This window comes from Actinomadura spongiicola (assembly GCF_003432485.1).
In the GTDB taxonomy this organism is placed as follows: Bacteria; Actinomycetota; Actinomycetes; order Streptosporangiales; family Streptosporangiaceae; genus Spirillospora; species Spirillospora spongiicola.
Map to the genome: position 1 here is coordinate 644,010 of NZ_QVNQ01000001.1, position 19,606 is coordinate 663,615.

Sequence of the window (19,606 nt, forward strand, 5' to 3'; positions counted from 1 at the left end):
GGCACCCTGGACGGCTCGAACCCCTCATGCTTCACAGCTCAGCGTAGGTGATCGGTGCTCTCGGGGGCGTCCAACGCCCGGCTCATGCGTCGCGTCCCGCCGCGACGACCCGAGGGCGGCCACCGGCCGCGGCCGGTCCGGACCGCCGGGCGGGCCCCCTATTCCTCCCCCCCAGTCCGGCACCGGCCGCGTCAGGACGGACGGTCGCTCACCTCCACTGAATGGAGGACGTCCTGTCGTTCATGATCGAGCCGATGTTGGGGGTGTCCTCGAGCCAGCCGGTGCGGGTGCCCTCGTAGTCGGGGTGCTGGTAGTGGTTGACCTGGCATTGCACATAGGTCTTGAACGACGTGATCGTGTCGTTCCACTCCTCGGGGAGGGTGGGCGCCGAGTACTCGATGTCGTCGTTGTCGTCGCAGACGCCGTCGGCCTCGATGACGTTGGACCGCCCGCCGTAGTCCGCGTCCTCGTACTCGATGCTGATCACGGCGTCGAGGTCGGCCGCTCGGTGCTTGCTCTGGCCGAGAGCGTTGAGGCGGCGGTCGAATTCGGTGTCGGCCACCGCCGCGGCGACGTTCCGCGGAGCGTCGGTGATCTGTCCGTCGGTGGCGTCGGCGATGGCCTCGGTGAAGGTGCGGTAGCAGCTCACGGTGCCACCGGAGGTCAGGTGGAGGACACAGTGCCGGTCGTTCGCCGGGGTCTGTCCGTCGGTGGTGGCGGTGGCGGTGGGTGGGGCGGCGAGGCCGAGTGCCGTCGCCGCGGAGAGCGTCGCGGTGAGCAGAGTGAAGGAACGCATCGATCAACCTCCGAAAGAGAAAGGGAAACCGAGCCGGGCCGCCGCATTCGCTGCATCGGCGATCCACCATCGCCTGATGCCGCGCGGCCCGGCCCGATCACATCAGCCGCCTACCGCCACTGAATCGAGGACGTCTGGTCGTTCATGGCCTCGCCGATGTTCGGGGTGTCGTTGAGCCAGCCCGTGCTGGCCCCCTCGAAGTCGTTGTGCTCGTAGTGATTGGCCTGGCATTCCGCGTAATTGCGGAATGAGGTGATCGTGTCGTTGAAGCTTCCGAGGGCTTCCACACTCCATTCGACGTCGTCGTCATTGTCGCAACCGGCGGAACCCGTGTAGATGTTGTGCCTTCCGGCGTAGTTGCCGTCCGCGTACTCGATGGCGAGGACGATGCCGGGACCCGAGGTGCCGAGGCCGTTGAGACGGCGGTCCAGGCCGCTGTCGGCCATCGCGGACCGGGCGTCGCGGGGGGCGTTGGTGATCCTGCCGGCGGTGGCGTCGGCAATGGCTTCGGTGAACGTGTCGAAGCACTTCATGCTGTTGTTGGAGTTCAGGTGGACGACGCAGTTCTCGCCGCCCGTCGCTTCCTGCCCGGCTCCGTCGGTGGGGGAGGAGCCGGCGCTCGCGGGCGATACGATGGCGGTTCCGACCGCGGTGGCCACGGTCAATGTGGCGGCGAACACGGAGAGGGAGCGCATGATCAACCTCCGAGAACAAAAAAGGGAGCGGATGGAACGCGGGGTTGTTTGTTTCGTGCGCTTCCCAGCTTCTTAAAAGAACAATGACCGAACAATCCCGCCTACGTGAGGAAAGGAGTACGGCAGGCTCTACCATCGCGGCGCACCGCTGGTCGACGGCGGTGAGCCCGTGGCCGGGTTGGGCCACGCCTCTCCCGGGCTCCGTGCGTTTCGTACGCGATCAGGCCGCTATTTCACTCTGTGTAGCGAACCGGCTTCGTTGACCGCCAGTCAGACGGTGGTTAAGTGTAATTTGTTCGTTTCCGGCCTTGGAGGGCGGATGCTGACTCAGGAATCCGGACCGGCCCACACGAGGCGGCGGGTGTGAATCTGGCCCATGCGTGCCGGCCTCGCGCAGGGCGAACCGGTCGGCAAAGGATCACGGCTCGCGTGCGCCGCACCCTGGACGCGCTCGAACACCTCATCGGCGGTCTCGCCACGGCCATCCTCGCCCTGTTCGCCTTACTCTGGCTCGTCGCCGTCGCGCTGTCCTGCCTCGCCGGTGTCGGCATCCTCCTGATACGCCCGACCCTTCGCGCGCTGCGAGTTGTCACCAACCAGGAGCGCTCCCGGCTCGCCCGCTGGGTCCCCGACCGCACGACCCGCAGGCGCCCCGCCCGCGTGAGCGCGAACGGGGAGCCGGGCGGGGAGATCGCGGCCGGCGTGATCCGCTGTCCCGAACAGGTACCGGCCCGCCTGCGCAGTGCCGCCAGGGACGACGTCGTCCGGCGGGAGTTGGGCTGGCTCGCCGCCCACGGCACGCTCGGGCTCACCATCGGCCTGTTCGGCGTGGCACTGCCGTTCTACGTCCTGCGCGACCTCACCTATCCCTTGTACTGGTGGTTGATCCCCGGGGACGCCGACGACCGCGGACCGCTGTTCTGGCCCGTGCACGACTTCACCGACGCCCTCCTCATCGTCCCCGTGGGCCTGATGTGGACGGTCGCCCTCATGACCGTCGCACCGGGCATGGCCCGCCTCCAAGCCTGGCCGGGCCGGAGGCTGCTGCTGCGGCACGCCGCACCCGAGGCCGACCTGTCGCTCCAGGTCGCGCAACTCTCCGCCGCCCGCGCCGCCGCCTTGGACGCTCACGCCACCGAGCTGCGGCGCATCGAACGGTCGCTGCACGACGGCACGCAGAGCAGGCTCGTCGCCGTCAACGTCATGCTCGGCGCGACCCGTCGCACCCTGGCCCGCGACCCCGCCGGCGCCGAAGCCCTGCTCGAACGCGCCCAGGACGCCTCCGAGCAGGCACTGGCCGAGCTGCGCTCGGTCGTCCGCGGGATCCTGCCCCCTGTTCTGGACGACCGCGGCCTGGCCGGTGCGATCGCCGGGCTCGCCTCGACCTGCGCCGTGCCGTGCCGCTTCGACGTCGACGTGCCCGGACGGTGCGCCGTCTCGGTCGAGGCCACCGCCTACTTCGTGGTCGCCGAGGCGCTCACCAACATCTCCAAGCACAGCGACGCCCGGCGCGCCACCGTCATCCTCCGCCAACGCCAGGACCGGCTGTTCCTGCGCATCCACGACGACGGGAAGGGCGGCGCCGGCGCGGACCACGGCACCGGGATCGCGGGCATTCGCAGCCGGATCGAGGCGCACGACGGCCACTTCTCCTTGACCAGCCCGCCCGGTGGCCCGACGACCCTTCTGGTGGAACTCCCATGCGGATTGTGATCGCCGAGGACGACCCGTTGCTGCGTGAGGGGCTCGCGCTGCTGCTGCGCGCCGAGTCCCTGGACGTGGTGGCCACGACCGACAACCCGGAGGACTTCCTCGCCGCCATCGACGCCCACGAGCCCGATGTCGCGATCGTGGACGTCCGGATGCCGCCGACGCACACCGACGAGGGCATCGCCGCGGCGGTCGAGGCCAGGCGCCGCCGTCCGGAGCTCGCGGTGCTCGTGCTGTCCGCCTACGTGGAGCACGCGTTCGCCACCGAGCTGCTCTCCGGCGGCGCCGCCGGGCTCGGCTACCTCCTCAAGGACAGGGTCGGACGGGTCGCGCAGTTTCTGGACGCGCTGCACCGGGTCGCGGACGGCGGCACGGCCGTCGACCCGGACGTCGTCACCCAGCTCCTCACCCGGACCCGGCGACCCGACAACACCCTGTCCCGGCTCAGCCCCCGGGAGCGGGACGTCCTCGCCGCGATGGCGGAGGGATTGGGCAACGTCGCCATCGCCGAGCGGCTGCACGTCACCGAGGGAGCCGTCCACAAGCACATCCGTAACATCTTCGCCAAGCTCGGCCTCGCCCCCGCCGACCGCGCGGACCGCCGTGTCGCCGCCGTCCTCCGCTACCTCCAGGAAACCCGCGACTGACCCGTACGCCCCCCGGGGGGGACGGCCCCGTGGCCTTACCTCTGTACCGAGAACACGTCGGCCATCCACGAGCCCGACCCCGCACGGCCCTGACCACCCCACCCGAGAGGGCTCCCGTTTGGGAGCCCTCATGGCATGGGCGGACGGTGCGATGTGCGAGAAGGGCACGGTAGACGTGAACGGGGGCGGGGTTCCCGACCGTACAGCCAGGTGACGGGCGACTTGGCGGAGGCGACGGGAGCCGCCGTGGAAGCATTGCGAGCCGGTGCGGGACGGGCGGGACTCCGGGACGACCCTGCCCGGCGACGGGGAGGCGGCGCTGTGGCGGGTGCGGGGGGCGGTGCCGCGGGCGACCGCGTGCTGGTCGGCGAGATCACCTTGCCGGGGGTGCGACGCTCCGTCGGGTTCGCTCGAAGCTTCGTGCGGGCCAGGGCACCCGACGCCCCCGGCCTGGACGACATGATCATGGCGGTGAGTGAGCTGGTCGCGAACGCGATCACGCACACGGCGTCGGGTCGCGAGGGAGGACGGGTGACGGTCGTCCTCACGGCCGGCGGCGGGATGTACCGGCTTGAGGTCGAGGACGGCGGCGGCGCGGACGGGCGACCGCACGTCAGGGACGAGGTCGGCGCGGAGACGGGTCGCGGGATGCGGATCGTGGCGGCCCTGGCGTCGAGCTGGGGGTTCCGCAGGGACGGCGCCCGGACGGTGGTGTGGGCGGAGTTCCCGGGGGACGGCTCCGGCCCCGGTCCCTGACAGGGAGGACCGGGGCCGGGACCCGTTCAGCGACCCCGGTTGAGCTGCCGCGCGGGCAGTTGCCGGGCGTTGCGCCGGTTGTTCATGAGGTTCGCGGACCTGAAGTCGTGGTTCTTCCGCTTGCCCTTCTTCCGCGACTTGGCGAAGGGATCGGATTCGGGATGGCTGAATTCACGCATAAGAAATAGACCTCCGAGCATGCTCGAATTCGGCCATGAAAAGGCCGATGAATTGAAGAGATCATGAAGGCGACGCAGGTCACAGCCAGGATGGATGAGATCTGGCGGTGGCGCCGAGGGGACGGGAGCGGGCCCGCTACGACGGCGGGGCGGCTCAACCGAGAAAGAGAATCAAAGCTCCATGGGTAAGAGTTAGCCATAGATCTGTCCGCAATGTCAACCATGAATTTCGTCGGAACAAGGTGATCTGGGTCATGGCGTGATGTGTGGGGTGCCCGTCCTTGACGCCATGTCGGGCGCGCGGACAACCTGGAGGCATGCGCGTCGCCTTCGTGATCTATGACGGGTTCCAGGTGCTGGACCTGGCCGGTCCGCTTGAGGTGTTCCGCAACGCCGGGCGGTACGAATGCCTGGTCGTCGGGCCCGAGGCGGGCCCGGTCGCGGCGTCCGGCGGGCTGCCCGTCCACGCCGGGTACGGCATCGGCGAGCTCGACGGAATCGACACGCTGATCGTCGCGGGCGGGGTCGGGGTCGACCGGGCGATGAAGGACCCGGCGCTGGTCAGGTGGGTCACGGAGACGGCCGGGGCCGCGCGGCGGGTCGCGTCCGTGTGCAGCGGGGCGCTCCTGCTCGCCGAGGCCGGGCTCCTGGACGGACGCCGCGTCACGACGCACTGGGGGCGCGAGGAACAAATGCGCCGGGAGTATCCGCGCCTCGACGTCGACTGCGACCCGATCTTCGTCCGGGACGGGAAGTTCTGGACGTCCGCCGGGGTCACGGCCGGAATGGACCTGGCACTGGCCCTCGTCGAGGACGACCACGGCCGGGACGTGGCGCACGCGGTGGCGCGGGAACTGGTGATGTTCCTGCGGCGGCCGGGGAGCCAGTCGCAGTTCAGCGTCCCGCTGTGGTCGGCGCAGCCCGCCTCCGACCCCATCCGCGCGGCGGTGTCGTCCGTCCAGGCCGATCCGGGCGCCCGGCACAGCATCGCCGATCTGGCGGGACGGTCAGGGCTCAGCGCCCGGCACCTCCAGCGCAGATTCACGGCGGAACTGGGCGTCCCACCGGCCGCGTACGTCGAGCGGGTGCGGATCGAGGCGGCGCGACGGGCACTGGCCGAGGGCGACGAACCCGTCGAGACGCTGGCGCGGCGCCTCGGTTTCGGGACCGGCGAGACCCTGCGCAGGGCCTTCCACCGGCATGTGGGGGTCGCGCCGTCCGACTACAGGGACCGGTTCAGAGGAACCGGCTTCGTTCAGGGGAGGGACAAACCATGACCACGTATGGGCTGCTGATCTTCGAGGAGGCGGAGGAACTGGACTTCGCCGGTCCATGGGAGGTGTTCACGGCCTCGGCGATGATCCGCGGGCAGGACGACAAGGCGGTTCTGATCGCCGAACAGTCCGGGCCCGTCCGTTGCAGCAAGGGGATGAGGGTCCTGCCGGACCACGTCCTGGACGACCACCCCAAGCTGGACGTCCTCCTGTTGCCAGGTGGGCGCGGCGCACGTGAGATCCAGCCGAACAACCCGGCCGTCACCGGTTGGATAGCGAAGGTCGCCGAACAGGCCGACTGGGTCACGAGCGTGTGCACGGGCGCGTTTCTGCTCCACGCCGCAGGTCCGGCCAAGGGCCGACGGGTCGCCACCCACTGGTCATGGGAGAACACCCTGGAAGCCCGCGGGGACGTGACCGTCGTCCGGGACGCGCGCTACGTCGTGGACGGCAACATCGTCACCAGCCAGGGCGTGTCTGCGGGTATCGACATGGCGCTCTGGTTGATCGGCCGCATCTACGGCCGCGAGCACGCCCGAACCGTCCGCCGCTACATCCAGTACGAACCGGCCCCGCCCTACCTGGCCGACACCCCGTCCTGACCCAACGCCCGCACCCCCGAACAACCTCGTGAGCGAACCCCCTCGCCCGCCGCCCTGCACGGACCTGGTCCGAACCCGGAATGACCCGGCGTCCGCTCTCGCCGTGTCCGGGCTTGGTTCGGCCTGGCGGCGGCGTGCCAGCACGCCGCCGCCAAGCCGCGAGAGGGCTGGGCGGGTGGCCTAGTGGGGTGCGGCGTCGGCTTCGCGTTCGGCGCGGAGGGCCTCGTACTCCTTGAGGACCTTCTTGCGGGCGCGGGTCGACAGCCGGTCGATGTAGAGGCGGCCTTCGAGGTGGTCGGTCTCGTGCTGGAGGCAGCGGGCGAGGACACCCGTCCCGTTGACCGTGATCGCGGCGCCGGTGACGTCGAAGCCGTGGACCGTCGCACGGTCCGGACGCGGGACGCTCGTGTGCGGGCCGGGCACGGACAGGCAGCCCTCTTCGCTGTCGTCCAGACGGCGCTCCTCCAGCTCCGGCAGCTCCAGGACGGGGTTGACGACGGCTCCCTTGTGCCGTTCGCCGTCCTCGTCGGGGCAGTCGTAGACGAAGACGCGCAGGTCCACGCCGATCTGGTTGGCGGCCAGGCCGACGCCCTCCGCCTCGTACATGCTGGCGAACATGTCGTCGACCAGCTCCGCCAACGCCGGACCGAACTCCTCGACGGGCTGACAGGCCCGGTGCAGCACCGGTGTCCCCACCAGCGTGATCGCTCGTGCCCGTCCCGCCATCGCCCGCGCTCCTCGCCGTCCCGCCCGCATGTTCTCCACATGCCTCGCCGATCCAGGCTACCCAGGGTAAGGGCCACATCTTGGACGCCGCAGTCCATACGTTGGACAACGCTCTCTGTCATCGAACGACCGCGGAGAGTGTCCGTTCGTCGCAGACCGTCGCCCGCTCGTCGATGCGCGGGGCCGAATCCTCGATGGCGACGGTCGCGGCTCGCTACGTTCTTCGCATCCGCTGGGCGGTCGGCGCGAAGCCGCTTCGGGGGGAGCGGCCGGTCCTGTGTGCGCGGCCGAACCGACCCGCGGAACGGGGGGAGAGGGGTCACTTCTCAGAAGTGACCCCTCCGTCCGTGTCGTGCCCTTTTTCCGCGTCCGTAAAAAGGCCCCTGATTCACCTTCAATAAAAGGAAGATCGGCATACTCGACCGGCGTCCGCCCGTAAGGTCGAGCGCATCGGAAATGATCCGATGGGCCGGGTCGGTCCGGAAAACTTGACCCGGCGGAAGTCGACTTTCGGGAGCGGCTGCGGAATGGTCTCCACCATGGATTCACGAATGCGAACCCCCAGAACGTCCGGCCCCACCGGATGGCTACTGGCATTTCTCGGCGCCCGCGAACAGGCGCTGCGCACCCACTCCGGACAGGCCGCGGGCCCCACGGAATGGCTCCTGGTCTTCCTGGAGGTCGAACGCGCCGAACTCGCGGCCCGGCAGCGTCCCGCCCCGCTGCTGCCGCGGCGCGGCAGGACCGAGGAGTCCCCGTTCGGCCGACTGACCGCCCGCAGCGCGTAGAGGAAGGTCATGACCGTCGAGATGTTCCTCGCCGCCCTCATCGGCGGCGCGATCGGCCTCGCCGAACTCGTCGCGCGCTACCGCGACAAGCCCGTCGCGGCGTTCCTGTCACCGGGCGGGCTGCTGTTCGTCTTCGTCAACGCCAGCGCGTCGATCGTCGCGCTGATCGCGGTGACCGCCTCCGGCTGGACGTTCGGGCTGCCCGAAACGACGCCCCCGCAGAGCCTGATGGTCGTCCGGGTCATCGCCGCCGGGCTCGGGTCCGCGGCCGTCCTGCGCATGTCGTTCGCCCCCGCCCAGGGCAGGGCGATCGGCGCCGGGCCCATCTCGCTCCTCAACGGCATCCTGCGGGTCGCCGACGGGGAGCTGGAACGCAAACGCGCCCTCAGCAGGCTCTCGCGCAACGACCTGTCGGGGCTGTCGTTCGAACGCGACCACGCGGCCCTCGCCGAACTGTGCTGCCACCTCATGCGCGAGTTCGACCTGGCGGAGGCGCAACGCCTCGGCGGCCTCGCCGCGGAGCTCAGCCACCGCGACGACCTCACCGACGCCGACAAGCTCGACTGCTGGGGCCTGGAGCTGACCCGCCTGGTCGGCGAGCGCGCCCTCCGGCAGGCGGCGCGGCGGCTGCGGGACCGTCCCCGCGAGGAGCCGCGCCCCAGCGTGACGGACGAACCGGCCGCGGCGGTGTCCGACACCGAGTACGCCATGGAGACCGCCCCGGCGCGCCCGCCCATCGCGAAGACGTCCCGGCTGGCCGCGAGCACGAACGGCAGGTCGGAACGCAAGTCCTTCAGCGATGCCTGACACGCCGTGAAATACCGGTGCGCCCCGGCCGGGCGCACCGGTATTTCACTTTTTCGACCGGTCGGGCGATGAGGTCTTCGCCTCCGACCTGTTCACGGAGACGGAACCTGTACGGGCCGGCCGAGGATGAAAACCGCTCATCGGCGGGACGTTTTCGGGGTCGTCACGCACTTCCAGGGCGGACGCGATGCGGTGCAACGCCTCCGCCATCGATATCAGCGCCTGCACCTGGGCGGCCGCCATCAGATTTCCCGGCGAGGGATCGGCGGCCTGCGCCTCCGCCGCGGCGTCACAGGCCTGCTGGCTCCACCAATGCACGCGACGATTCTATTCGAGGCGGCCAATACGCCACCGGCCGCCGCGCCGCACGTTTCGGAAATCGATAAGGAAAGGGTGGAACTCGTGAACATCGAACCGCGAGCCGCGCGGGCCGCCGGACGTCCGACCCGCCCGCTCCCGCGCTGGGCCACGAAGCCGGTGCGGCAGCTGACCGCCGGGGAACTAGCCGAGGCCCTGGAGTACCTGGAGAGACACCGCCCGGACGACGACGTCCTCGGCCGCGCAGTAGCGGGCGAGTTCGCCCGCCGAACCGCCGCCACCGAGTTCGCCGACCAAACCTCCACCCCACCCCACCCCTAACACCGCCCCGCCCCGCCAGCGCTGCCGAGCCGCGCCGTCTGTGGTGCCGGGGGATGGCGTCTGGGGTTGGGCTGGGTATTGGGAGGGCGGTGTTGGTGGTTTTCGGGTAGGGACGGGGCATGGAGGTAAAACTGCGCAGAGTGTACGATCCGGTCGCGTCCGGTGACGGGAAGCGGATTCTGGTGGACCGTGTGTGGCCGCGTGGGTTGTCCAAGGAGAAGGCGCGTCTGGACGAGTGGGAGAAGGACGTCGCGCCGTCCACCGAACTGCGCAAGTGGTACGGGCACAGTGTCGACAGGTTCGACGAGTTCGTCCGGCGGTACGAGGCCGAGCTGGAGGAGCCGGAACGCGCGGCGGCGCTCGAGCGATTGCGGGAGCTCGCGAAAACGGGAACGATAACCTTGCTCACCGCCACCCGGGACATTGAGCACAGCCAGGCGGCCGTACTGGCCTCCAGGTTGCGGGACGGTGGCTAGCCGCCATCATCGCACTTCAGAACGGAGGTCCGCCGTGGAGCGGGCCTCCGTCTCGCATGTGTCGGGGTGTTTTCGATGATATCTGAATGGCAACTTTAATTCTATTGTACAACTTGATGGAACGGTCCCACGGATAGTGTGATCGTTGGACCTTTCCATTCTTGCTGATCAAGGCGGGGGATCGCCGGTCACGCTGTCTCTTTTCGCGTGTTGAAAGTTGATGATTGACCTCTCTGAGAAGGTCGCTTTACTCTCTCTTTGCGCAGGCTCCAGCAAGGAGGAATCGCATGCGTAAAGGGATCGTTTTTTCCGCTGCGGCAGCAATGATGCTGGCCGCGGCGACGGCGGCACCGGCAGGGGCCGCCCACGGTTCGTACTTCGTGCCCGGGCCCGAGGGCGTGACAATCGAAATCGCGACCGTGAACGGCTCGGGATGCCCGAAGGGTACGGCCGCAGTCGCCGTGTCGGAGGACAAGGAGGCCTTCACGGTCACCTACAGCGACTACACGGCCCAGGCCGGCGGTTCCTCGGCACCGACCGATTTCCGTAAGAACTGCCAGATCAGCATGAAGGTGCACGTCCCGCAGGGCTTCACCTACGCGATCGCCTCGACCGACTACCGAGGGTTCGCGTGGCTGGAGGAGGGCGCCACCGCCATCCAGAAGGCCAGCTACTACTTCCAGGGTAGCCACCAGACCGCCGCCAAGAGCCACGTCATCCAGGGTGAGTACGCCGACAACTGGCAGGTCACCCACCAGGAAGAGGTGGGGCAGCTCGTCTGGAAGCCGTGCGGTGAAGAGCGCAACTTCAACATCAACACCGAGTTGCGCGTGCTTCGGGGGACCTCGGACCCAGACAAGGTCAGCTTCGTGTCGATGGACTCCGCCGACGGAAGCATCAAGACCATCTATCACTTCGAGTGGCAGAAGTGCCCCCGTAGGTAAAGGAGAAGGAACAATGCGCAAAGGACTGACCTTTACGGCGGCCGCCGTCCCGGCCATCGCACTGGTGCTCTCCGCGGCTCCCACCGCGTCCGCCGACGTCAACGACCCCCCGCCGGACGAGCAGATCACCGTTGACGTTCTCACCGTGAACGGCTCGGGTTGCGCCAAGGGCACCACCGCGGTCGCCCCGGCGAGTGACAACACCGCGTTCACCGTCACCTACAGCGACTACCTCGCCCAGGCCGGCGGCTCGTCGAAGCCCACCGACTTCCGCAAGAACTGCCAGCTCGCGCTGCGCGTGCACGTCCCGCAGGGCTTCACGTACGCGATCGCCGGTGCCGACTACCGGGGCTTCGCGCACCTGGCGGACGGCGCGCGGGGCATGCAGCGCGCCAGCTACTACCACCAGGGCGAGTCCGCGACCTCCGCCGAGACCCACGAGCTCGAAGGCCCGTACTCCGACAACTGGTCGTTCTCCGACCGGACGGAAGTGGCCGAGATGATCTTCAAGCCGTGCGGCGAGGACCGTAACTTCAACATCAACACCGAGCTGCGCGTCTACAAGGGCGGCTCCCGCGGTACGAGCTTCATGGCCTTCGACTCCACCGACGGGAGTTACAAGACCACGTACCACATGGCGTGGAAGAAGTGCCCCACCGCCTGACGTCCCATCCCACCGGGCCGTGTCCTCACCCAGGGAGGACGCGGCCCGGTCCCCTTCCCCGCACCTGACCAGGGCGTGCCTGTCAAAGGCAACGTCGAACACCTCTTAAAGTGGAAGGGTCGTCGAGGAAGGGATCTTCACCATGCCGTTGGCCCCCCGCTTGTCGGCGCCGCCCGAGGTCCTGGCCGTCCTGGAGGAGTCCTACGAGCGGGTGCTGCGGCGTGACCCGGGCGAGGCCGAGTTCCACCAGGCCGTCCACGAGGTACTGGAGTCCCTCGGCCCCGTGCTGGCGGCGAAGCCCGGACTGGCGTCCGCCAAGCTGGTCGAACGGCTCATCGAGCCCGAGCGCCAGATCATGTTCCGGGTGCCGTGGCAGGACGACGAGGGCAACGTCCACGTCAACCGCGGGTTCCGCGTCGAGTTCAACGGCGCGCTCGGCCCGTACAAGGGCGGCCTGCGTTTTCATCCCACCGTCAACCTCGGCATCGTCAAGTTCCTCGGCTTCGAACAGATCTTCAAGAACGCGCTGACCGGGCTCGGCATCGGCGGCGGCAAGGGCGGCAGTGACTTCGACCCGCACGGACGCTCCGACGAGGAGGTCATGCGGTTCTGCCAGTCGTTCATGACCGAGCTGTACCGGCACGTCGGCGAGCACACCGACGTCCCCGCCGGCGACATCGGCGTCGGCGCCCGCGAGATCGGCTACCTGTTCGGCCAGTACCGGCGCGTCACGAACCGCTGGGAGGCGGGCGTCCTCACCGGCAAGGGCCTGCTGTGGGGCGGCTCCGCCGGGCGGACGGAGGCCACCGGCTACGGAAACGTCCTGTTCACGGCCGAGATGCTCCGCCGCCGCGGCGAGGACCTCGACGGGCAGCAGATCGTCGTGTCCGGCTCCGGCAACGTCGCGATCTACACGGTCGAGAAGGCGCAGCAGCTCGGCGCGAACGTGCTCACCGTGTCCGACTCCAGCGGCTATGTCGTCGACGAGAAGGGCATCGACCTCGACCTCCTCAAGCACGTCAAGGAGGTCGACCGGGGCCGCGTCTCCGACTACGCCGACCTGCGCGGCGCCTCGGCCCGGTTCGTCCCGGGTGGCAGCGTCTGGGACGTTCCCGCCGACATCGCGTTGCCGTCCGCGACCCAGAACGAGCTGGACGCGGACGCCGCGACAATCCTGGTCCGCAACGGCGTCAAGGCCGTCTCGGAGGGCGCGAACATGCCCACCACCCCCGAGGCCGTCCACATCTTCCAGCAGGCCGGTGTCGCGTTCGGCCCCGGCAAGGCCGCCAACGCGGGCGGTGTCGCGGTCAGCGCCCTGGAGATGCGCCAGAACGCGTCCCGCGACTCCTGGACGTTCGCCAAGGTCGAGGACGAACTCGCCGGGATCATGCGCGCCATCCACGACACCTGCTACGAGACGGCCGAACGCTACGGCGCCCCGGGCGACTACGTGGTGGGCGCCAACATCGCCGGGTTCGAACGCGTCGCCGACGCCATGCTCGCCCAGGGCGTCATCTAACCCGTCCGGCTGGGCATGATCGTGGCGTGGACCGTCCACGCGCCCGACAGAAGCGCCGCATCGCGACCCGCACGGCCCTCACGACGACGTTCATGCTGGCCGCGTACTTCACGGCCCCGCTGAACAGGCCGTTCACGCCACGCACGGCCGTGGTGATGGTCGTCGCCCTGCTCGCTCTGGGCGCCCTCGTCGCCTGGCAGGCCCACGCGATCACCCATTCACCGTTTCCGAGACTCCGCACCGTGGAGGCGCTGGCGACGTCCGTCCCGCTGTTCCTTCTCCTGTTCGCGGCGTCCTACTGCCTCCTGGCCAACGACACCCCACCCGGCTTCTCCGAACCCCTGACCCACGTCGACGCCCTGTACTTCACCGTGACGGTCTTCGCCACGGTCGGCTTCGGCGACATCGTCCCCCGCACCCAGACGGCCCGAGCCCTGACCACCATCCAAATGATCGTCGACCTGATCGTCCTGGGCCTGGTGGTCAAGGTCTTCCTGGAAGCCATGCGCCGCGGCGTGACCCGCCACCCCTCTGACGAGGACCCCAGAAGCCCACCGAGCGATAAGTCCCAGTGACCACTTCCTTCCCAGAGGCAGCTCAGACCACCGGTGAACTGTTGAACGTAATCGAAAACTGAGCGACCCCGTAGCCGCACGCCGGCGTCCGGCTGACCCGACCCGACAACAGAAAGCGGGCCTGAAAGGGCACTCTGTGACGCGAGCCGTCAAGTGCGCGCACCAACGGCACTGTGAAACGCGTCTTAAGCCTCGAGTACAAGAGGTGCCCGTAGGGGGCGTGGGTCCGGGGTGAGGTCGCGACGGGCGGCCTCCCACTCTGCGGCGACCTCGGGGGGCGTCGCGAGCGCGTCAGGGGCGCGGCGACCGGTCACTGCCAGGTGCTCGGCGAAGCCGTAGCGCATCCGGCGCAGTTCCCAGCCCGGCCACGCGGCTCCGACAGCTGCAAGGAGCCGGGAGGGGACGTAACCATGGGGCCAGTACCGCAGCACTCGCTGGTCCAGATCGATGACCAGCCCCGCCCGGACGCGCTCCCCTTCCCCCGGAAATGGGTAGGGGGTCTGGCCGCGAAGCTCGTCGACATACGAGTGTCCGTGGACGAGCCAGGGCAGGAGGGTGTCGGTCCATTCCCGAAACTCGGTGAAGAACCGGTAATCGAGGACGTGGAGGTCGGGGGTGATCACGGTGACGAGGTCACACTCCTGGTACCAGTCGTACCAGCCCGCATCGGCGACATCGCGGTGGACCACGAGCTCGAACCGGTCGGCGTCCCAGGTCGAGAAGCCCTGGTCCCGCTCCCCGAAAGGCAGCTCCGCCAGCGGAGGTGCCTCCAGCCCGTGGTACGGGACGATGACGGAAGACGCCTCAGGAATCACTTCGGCCAGTTCCTCGCGTCCACCCCACGCGAACCCGGCGTCCCACCCCGCCCACGCCGGCGCCGTCCGGAACCGCAGGTCGAGGCTTTCCCGGTGATGATTGTCCCCAGGACACGAGTAGGCCCGGAACACGCGGTTCTTCAAATCGATGGCGACTCCCTGGCAGTACCAGCCATCGAAGTAGCCGGGCTCGACCTCATCGAGCGGCGTGCCGTCGCGGCGCAGCTCCGCGATGACCTCCGCCTGGCCGTCCTGGTCGAGCAACTGCCAGGTGCCCCATTTGACGTGGCGGAATCGGCACGATCCGTCAGTGTCCCGCAACAAATACCCCGTCCAGCACCCCACTGGCACACGATAACGGGGGCCTCTGACACCGCAGCCGTGCTGATCAAGCAGTGAACGCGTGCACCTCCTAGCCGGGATCACTGGCGTCTGTGAGGCATGTCGCAAATCCAGCGTTTCGGTGATCGGCCGTGGCGCGGGGGCGTCTAGGCGATCATGGTGGCGCCGCGGGTGATCTTCGCGGTGTCGCTCGATGAACGGGGCCGTCATGGGCTGGAAGAGCATGCGGGAATGGTCGAAGGCGTCCACCGTCGCGGTCGTGCTGGTGACGTGCGGCACCATCGCCTGGGGCGCGTTCGGTCCGGACGGGACGACCAGCCCACCGGCGGAATCTGCCTGGCAACTGCCGGCGTCCACTCGTCCCGTGGTCGCGGCCACGGCGACGCGGCAGCTCGTCACGCTCAACACCATGGACCCCGCCCACGTCGACCAGCACCTGGACGCCTGGGAGCAGGCCACCACCGCCACCGAACGTGAACTGCTTCGGAAGCACCGGGCCGCAATGCGTGCCCAATACCTGCGGGAGCGAGAAACGCTTTCGGCGGCGCGGGTGTCAACGATGGTGCCGATCTCCGCGCACGCGGGAGGCCACGGGCCCGACGCCGTCAACGGCTCGGCCGACCTCATGGCCGTGGTGCGCTTGACCTCCACCAAGCCCGGCCGGCCGCCGGTGAAGAAGCTGCGGGGGTACAGGGTGCACATGATGCTCACACCGAACGGCTGGCGCGTCTCCGGCCTGTTGGACATGCTGGGCGGTTCGATCATCACGTTGTCCTCGACAGGCGGTGACGGGCCGCCGTCGCGGGAGTACCTGATGCGGAAGGATGCCCGGGAGATGATGACCGCCCTCGCCCGGGGTGAGGGCCGCGACGTACTGACCGATTCCGCGGCCGACGACTACGACCGCATATGGGGGCGGGCGGGCGCTCCCCAACGACCGGCCAAGGGGGAGGCGGTGGCGGTCGAGATCATCCGGCAGGACGACGACTCGGCGGAACTGCTGGTCTTCCTCAACCTCAGAATGACCGAGACCGTGCTGCTGGGCGACATGACCACGATTCTCACGTCCGAGCGCGGCAAGCTCGCGTTGCGGGTCACGATCGTCCCGGACGGCTCCGGCTGGCAGATCACCCGCCTCCGGGACGCTTAGCACCGGGTTCGTGCTCGCGGTGTCACTTTGGGAGGAAGACGCTGTTGCCGAACTCGAAGAGGCGGGTCTGGCCGGGTGGGACGGTGCCGAGGCGTTCGCTGTGGCAATTGTGATCGTCGAAGACGAACACCGGGGCGTCGGTGTGGTTCTCGACGGTCAGTGGCCGGTACTGCCCGTTGTAGCAGCCCTGGGTGGGGTTGGTGTACCGGTTGCCACTGAGGGTGAGGGTCCCCCGGGCCGCCAGGGCCGGAGTGGCGCTGGTCAAGGTCAGTGCCGCGCCGGTGGCCAGGGCGGCCAGGACGGTCGTGGTACGTCGCATGATCGTCTCCGTTTCCTGGGAGCTCGTGGTGGAGCAGGCCCCATGACATCCACTCTCTACTTAGAGTAACTCAAAGGCTACCTATTGTAAGATGGGTGGGCGGATACGTGTGCGGCCCTTGTTCAACTTGAACAAGGGCCGCGATGGTTGCGTCAGCGGGTTTCGACCCTTACGCCGACGACCGGGTGGACGCCGCACAGGACGTGGGCGACGCTGTACGCGGGCACCCAGGGGCTGACGCACTCGACCACGCCGACGTTCGGGTCGAAGTGGCGCTGTGCCATGAACACGCGGTGTTCACCGGTGCCGCCGGTGCACACGCTCTTCGCGTTGCGGGAATCGATCTGGATGGCGGTGCAGCCCGTGGGGACGGCCGACGCGCTGGGTGCCGTGCCGAGCAGGGCCGCCGATGTGGCGGCGAGGGCGAGCGAGGCCAGCGCCGCGCGTCGGCGGCCGGGTCTGGTGGCCCGCGTCTCGTGGGTGTCCTTCATGGGTTCCTCCCCATTACGCAACGGTGGGTGGTGCGCTGTCACCGGGGGATTCGTGTGGGGACGGAGGTTGGATGAGCGCGGAGGGCGGGTGGGTTTTCTGGGCTTTCGCATGGGCACGTGACTCTGCGTTGCTGTGAACGGTGTCTTCGACGGGGTAGGAGGTTTTGGGGGATGACCTCGGGGTGGTACGGATCCGGTGGCATGGACCCGTTCGAAGAGATGCTGGCCAGGTTCTTCGGGGCGCGGGCGCAGCGGCGTCCGGTGGAGCGGATCAGTCTCGCCCGGCTGATGAGCGAGCCCGCGCGGGAGTTGGTGCGGGACGCGGCGGCGCAGGCGGCGCAGTGGGGCAGTGTCGACCTGGACACCGATCATCTGCTGTGGGCGGCGACACGGCAGCAGGGGACTCGGCAGTGGATGGCGCGGGCCGGGGCCGACCCGGACAAGATCAAGAATGAGATCGAGGAGCATGCGCGGCGGGGGGAGCCGCGGGACGTCCCGCCGGAGTTGACGCCGTCCGCGAAACGGGCGCTGCTGGACTCGCATCAGGTCTCGCGGGCGCTCGGGTCGTCCTATATCGGGCCTGAGCACCTGCTTTTCGCGTTGGCCCTGGATCGCGGGTCGAGCGCCGGACGAATTCTCGATCATGAGCACGTGACGCCGGACACCCTGCAACAGGCGGCGGGCGGAGGGCAACAGCCACCCGGCGGTGGGCAGGTCACCGGGACACCGACCTTGGACGAGTTCGGCCGCGACCTGACCGCCCTCGCGCGGGAGGGACGCGTCGACCCGGTCATCGGACGCGAGAACGAGATCGAGCAGACCGTGGAGGTGCTGTCGCGGCGCACCAAGAACAACCCGGTACTGATCGGTGACCCCGGCGTCGGGAAGACCGCCATCGCCGAGGGGCTCGCCCAGCGAATCGTCGACGACGACGTCCCGGAGACCCTGCGCGGGAAACGGATCGTCCAACTGGACCTGAGCGGGATCGTCGCCGGGACGCGGTACCGGGGCGACTTCGAGGAGCGGCTGAAGAAGGTCGTGGACGAGATCCGCGAACACGGCGACGAGCTGGTCGTGTTCATCGACGAGATCCACACCATCGTGGGCGCGGGCGGCGCGGAGGGCGCGATGTCGGCGGGCAACATGCTGAAACCGCCGCTGTCACGGGGCGAACTGCATGTGGTCGGCGCGACGACCATCGACGAGTACCGCCGCAACATCGAGAAGGACGCCGCGCTGGAGCGCCGGTTCCAGCCGATCCTGGTGCCGGAACCGAGCCCCGATGACAGCATCGAGATCCTGCGCGGCCTACGGGATCGATACGAGGCTCATCACCAGGTGCGGTTCACCGACGAGGCGTTGCTCGCGGCGGTGGATCTGTCGAGCCGGTACCTGACCGATCGGTTCCTGCCCGACAAGGCCATCGATCTGATCGACCAGGCGGGCGCCCGGGTCAGGTTGCGGGCCGGGACGCGGGACGGCGGCCGACGCGAACTGGAACAACGGCTCGAACGGCGGCGCCGGGAGAAGGACCAGGCCGTCGCGGACGAGGACTACGAGAAGGCGTCCGAGCTGCGCGACGAGGTCGTCAGGTTGGAGGAGGATCTCGCGGCGACGCGGGAGACGAACGGGGTGATCACCGTTCCGGAGGTGACGACCGACGACATCGCCGAGGTGGTCTCCCGGATCTCCGGCGTGCCCGTGACCCAGCTCACGCAGGCGGAACGGGAACGTCTCACCCGGCTTGAGGAGCATCTGCACGAGCGGGTGATCGGCCAGGACGACGCGGTGGCGGCGGTGGCGCGGGCCGTCCGGCGGTCCCGCGCGGGCATGGGCGACCCGGACCGTCCGATCGGCGGGTTCCTGTTCCTCGGCCCGACCGGTGTCGGGAAGACGGAGCTGGCGAAGGCGCTGGCGGAGGCGCTGTTCGGCAGCCGCGACCGGCTGATCCGGTTCGATATGAGCGAGTTCCAGGAGCGGCACACCGTGAGCCGCCTCATGGGCGCGCCGCCCGGATATGTCGGATACGAGGAGGCGGGCCAGCTCACCGACGCGGTGCGCCGGCAGCCGTACTCGGTGATCCTGCTGGACGAGATCGAGAAAGCGCATCAGGACGTCTTCAACGTGCTGCTCCAACTGCTGGACGACGGCCGCCTCACCGACGCGCAGGGCCGCACCGTCGACTTCCGCAACACCGTGGTGATCATGACGAGCAATCTGGGCTCCGAGCTGATCACCGGCCGGACGGAGGTCGGGTTCGGCACGCCGGGCGAAGGCCCCGACGCCGCGCTGAGCGACCGGATCATGCGGCGGCTCCGCGAGTCGTTCCGGCCCGAGTTCCTCAACCGGATCGACGAGATCATCGTGTTCCACCGGCTGGAGGCCGGCCAGCTCCGCCAGATCACGGACCTGCTACTGGACGAGACGCGCCGCCGCCTCCGCGCCCAGGACGTCGACGTCACGTTCACCCCGGAGGCCGTGGACTGGATCGCCGGGCGGGGCTACCAGCCGGAGTTCGGGGCCCGGCCCCTGCGCCGCACGATCCAGCGGGAGGTGGACGATCAGCTGTCCGACCTGCTGCTGGCCGGTGACCTACGGCATGGCAGCCGGGTCGAGGTGTCCGCCGTGAACGGTGGTCTCGACTTCCACCTCATCACCACGGAGTAAGAGCTATAGTCCTTCTTCAAGCCTT

General features: G+C 68.9%; 23 protein-coding genes. 15 read left to right on the forward strand and 8 right to left on the reverse strand.

The genetic code is table 11. The features are described from left to right. Positions 1-208 precede the first annotated feature (208 nt). The gene (locus tag D0T12_RS03080; RefSeq protein WP_117397687.1) at positions 209-796 is read right to left on the reverse strand and encodes a hypothetical protein; all 588 of its coding nucleotides are present in this window, start codon (positions 794-796) and stop codon (positions 209-211) included. 110 nt (positions 797-906) lie between these two features. Beyond that, complete coding sequence (locus D0T12_RS03085) at positions 907-1,476, reverse strand: hypothetical protein (RefSeq protein WP_147339354.1); 570 nt, start codon at positions 1,474-1,476, stop codon at positions 907-909. A 444-nt stretch (positions 1,477-1,920) separates the two neighbouring features. On the opposite strand from D0T12_RS03085, the gene D0T12_RS03090 reads away from it, so the two are divergent. From D0T12_RS03090 to D0T12_RS03100, 3 genes are all read left to right on the forward strand, one after another. After that, positions 1,921-3,204: a sensor histidine kinase gene (locus D0T12_RS03090; protein ID WP_233525825.1), complete on the forward strand. Its 1,284-nt coding sequence runs from the start codon at positions 1,921-1,923 to the stop codon at positions 3,202-3,204. Next, positions 3,192-3,848 (forward strand): response regulator, encoded by a 657-nt coding sequence (locus D0T12_RS03095; RefSeq protein WP_117397689.1) that lies wholly within the window; start codon positions 3,192-3,194, stop codon positions 3,846-3,848. Before D0T12_RS03090 ends, D0T12_RS03095 begins: the two co-directional genes overlap by 13 nt. Before the next feature lie 321 nt (positions 3,849-4,169). Then, positions 4,170-4,604 carry an ATP-binding protein gene (locus D0T12_RS03100; protein WP_158581383.1) on the forward strand — a complete coding sequence of 145 codons (435 nt, stop codon included), beginning with the start codon at positions 4,170-4,172 and terminating at the stop codon, positions 4,602-4,604. Positions 4,605-4,630: 26 nt separating this feature from the next. On the opposite strand, the gene D0T12_RS35220 is transcribed toward D0T12_RS03100, so the two are convergent. Then, entirely contained in the window at positions 4,631-4,783 is a 153-nt protein-coding gene (locus tag D0T12_RS35220; RefSeq protein ID WP_158581384.1) for a hypothetical protein, read from the reverse strand. A gap of 317 nt (positions 4,784-5,100) precedes the next feature. On the opposite strand from D0T12_RS35220, the gene D0T12_RS03105 reads away from it, so the two are divergent. Both D0T12_RS03105 and D0T12_RS03110 read left to right on the forward strand, forming a co-directional pair. Beyond that, positions 5,101-6,060 (forward strand): GlxA family transcriptional regulator, encoded by a 960-nt coding sequence (locus tag D0T12_RS03105; RefSeq protein ID WP_117397691.1) that lies wholly within the window; start codon positions 5,101-5,103, stop codon positions 6,058-6,060. Beyond that, a complete protein-coding gene (locus D0T12_RS03110; RefSeq protein ID WP_117397692.1) occupies positions 6,057-6,659 on the forward strand; it encodes a DJ-1/PfpI family protein in 603 nt (200 codons plus the stop codon). Before D0T12_RS03105 ends, D0T12_RS03110 begins: the two co-directional genes overlap by 4 nt. A 180-nt stretch (positions 6,660-6,839) precedes the next feature. On the opposite strand, the gene def is transcribed toward D0T12_RS03110, so the two are convergent. Further along, a complete protein-coding gene (gene def, locus D0T12_RS03115; protein ID WP_117397693.1) occupies positions 6,840-7,385 on the reverse strand; it encodes a peptide deformylase in 546 nt (181 codons plus the stop codon). 551 nt (positions 7,386-7,936) lie between these two features. Between def and D0T12_RS03120 the strand changes: the two genes are divergently transcribed. Beyond that, complete coding sequence (locus tag D0T12_RS03120) at positions 7,937-8,173, forward strand: hypothetical protein (protein WP_117397694.1); 237 nt, start codon at positions 7,937-7,939, stop codon at positions 8,171-8,173. A gap of 9 nt (positions 8,174-8,182) precedes the next feature. Beyond that, positions 8,183-8,980, forward strand: coding sequence for a hypothetical protein (locus D0T12_RS03125; RefSeq protein WP_117397695.1), 798 nt, complete (start codon positions 8,183-8,185; stop codon positions 8,978-8,980). Between the two features lie 45 nt (positions 8,981-9,025). On the opposite strand, the gene D0T12_RS34715 is transcribed toward D0T12_RS03125, so the two are convergent. After that, the gene (locus D0T12_RS34715) at positions 9,026-9,298 is read right to left on the reverse strand and encodes a hypothetical protein (protein ID WP_147339355.1); all 273 of its coding nucleotides are present in this window, start codon (positions 9,296-9,298) and stop codon (positions 9,026-9,028) included. An 84-nt stretch (positions 9,299-9,382) separates the two neighbouring features. Here D0T12_RS34715 and D0T12_RS03130 point away from each other — a divergent pair, with 84 nt between their 5' ends. The 6 genes from D0T12_RS03130 (at position 9,383) to D0T12_RS03155 (ending at position 13,797) form a co-directional block, all read left to right on the forward strand. Then, the gene (locus D0T12_RS03130; RefSeq protein WP_147339356.1) at positions 9,383-9,619 is read left to right on the forward strand and encodes a hypothetical protein; all 237 of its coding nucleotides are present in this window, start codon (positions 9,383-9,385) and stop codon (positions 9,617-9,619) included. 119 nt (positions 9,620-9,738) lie between these two features. Further along, complete coding sequence (locus D0T12_RS03135; RefSeq protein WP_117397697.1) at positions 9,739-10,095, forward strand: DUF488 domain-containing protein; 357 nt, start codon at positions 9,739-9,741, stop codon at positions 10,093-10,095. Positions 10,096-10,382: 287 nt separating this feature from the next. Next, entirely contained in the window at positions 10,383-11,039 is a 657-nt protein-coding gene (locus D0T12_RS03140) for a DUF4360 domain-containing protein (RefSeq protein ID WP_117397698.1), read from the forward strand. Between the two features lie 13 nt (positions 11,040-11,052). Then, positions 11,053-11,703, forward strand: a complete 651-nt coding sequence (locus tag D0T12_RS03145) for a DUF4360 domain-containing protein (protein WP_117397699.1) — start codon at positions 11,053-11,055, stop codon at positions 11,701-11,703. Positions 11,704-11,845: 142 nt separating this feature from the next. Then, entirely contained in the window at positions 11,846-13,222 is a 1,377-nt protein-coding gene (gene gdhA, locus D0T12_RS03150) for an NADP-specific glutamate dehydrogenase (protein WP_117397700.1), read from the forward strand. A 26-nt stretch (positions 13,223-13,248) separates the two neighbouring features. Next, positions 13,249-13,797 carry a potassium channel family protein gene (locus D0T12_RS03155; protein WP_199487258.1) on the forward strand — a complete coding sequence of 183 codons (549 nt, stop codon included), beginning with the start codon at positions 13,249-13,251 and terminating at the stop codon, positions 13,795-13,797. A gap of 185 nt (positions 13,798-13,982) precedes the next feature. Here the strand turns inward: D0T12_RS03155 and D0T12_RS03160 are convergent, their stop codons facing one another. Beyond that, the gene (locus D0T12_RS03160; protein WP_147339357.1) at positions 13,983-14,933 is read right to left on the reverse strand and encodes a hypothetical protein; all 951 of its coding nucleotides are present in this window, start codon (positions 14,931-14,933) and stop codon (positions 13,983-13,985) included. A 214-nt stretch (positions 14,934-15,147) separates the two neighbouring features. Between D0T12_RS03160 and D0T12_RS03165 the strand changes: the two genes are divergently transcribed. Further along, positions 15,148-16,104, forward strand: coding sequence for a hypothetical protein (locus D0T12_RS03165; RefSeq protein WP_147339358.1), 957 nt, complete (start codon positions 15,148-15,150; stop codon positions 16,102-16,104). 22 nt (positions 16,105-16,126) lie between these two features. Here the strand turns inward: D0T12_RS03165 and D0T12_RS03170 are convergent, their stop codons facing one another. After that, positions 16,127-16,423, reverse strand: a complete 297-nt coding sequence (locus D0T12_RS03170) for a hypothetical protein (protein WP_117397703.1) — start codon at positions 16,421-16,423, stop codon at positions 16,127-16,129. 152 nt (positions 16,424-16,575) lie between these two features. Next, a complete protein-coding gene (locus tag D0T12_RS03175; protein ID WP_117397704.1) occupies positions 16,576-16,914 on the reverse strand; it encodes a hypothetical protein in 339 nt (112 codons plus the stop codon). A 171-nt stretch (positions 16,915-17,085) separates the two neighbouring features. Between D0T12_RS03175 and D0T12_RS03180 the strand changes: the two genes are divergently transcribed. Beyond that, positions 17,086-19,581 (forward strand): ATP-dependent Clp protease ATP-binding subunit, encoded by a 2,496-nt coding sequence (locus D0T12_RS03180; RefSeq protein ID WP_117397705.1) that lies wholly within the window; start codon positions 17,086-17,088, stop codon positions 19,579-19,581. The last annotated feature ends 25 nt before the right edge of the window (positions 19,582-19,606 follow it).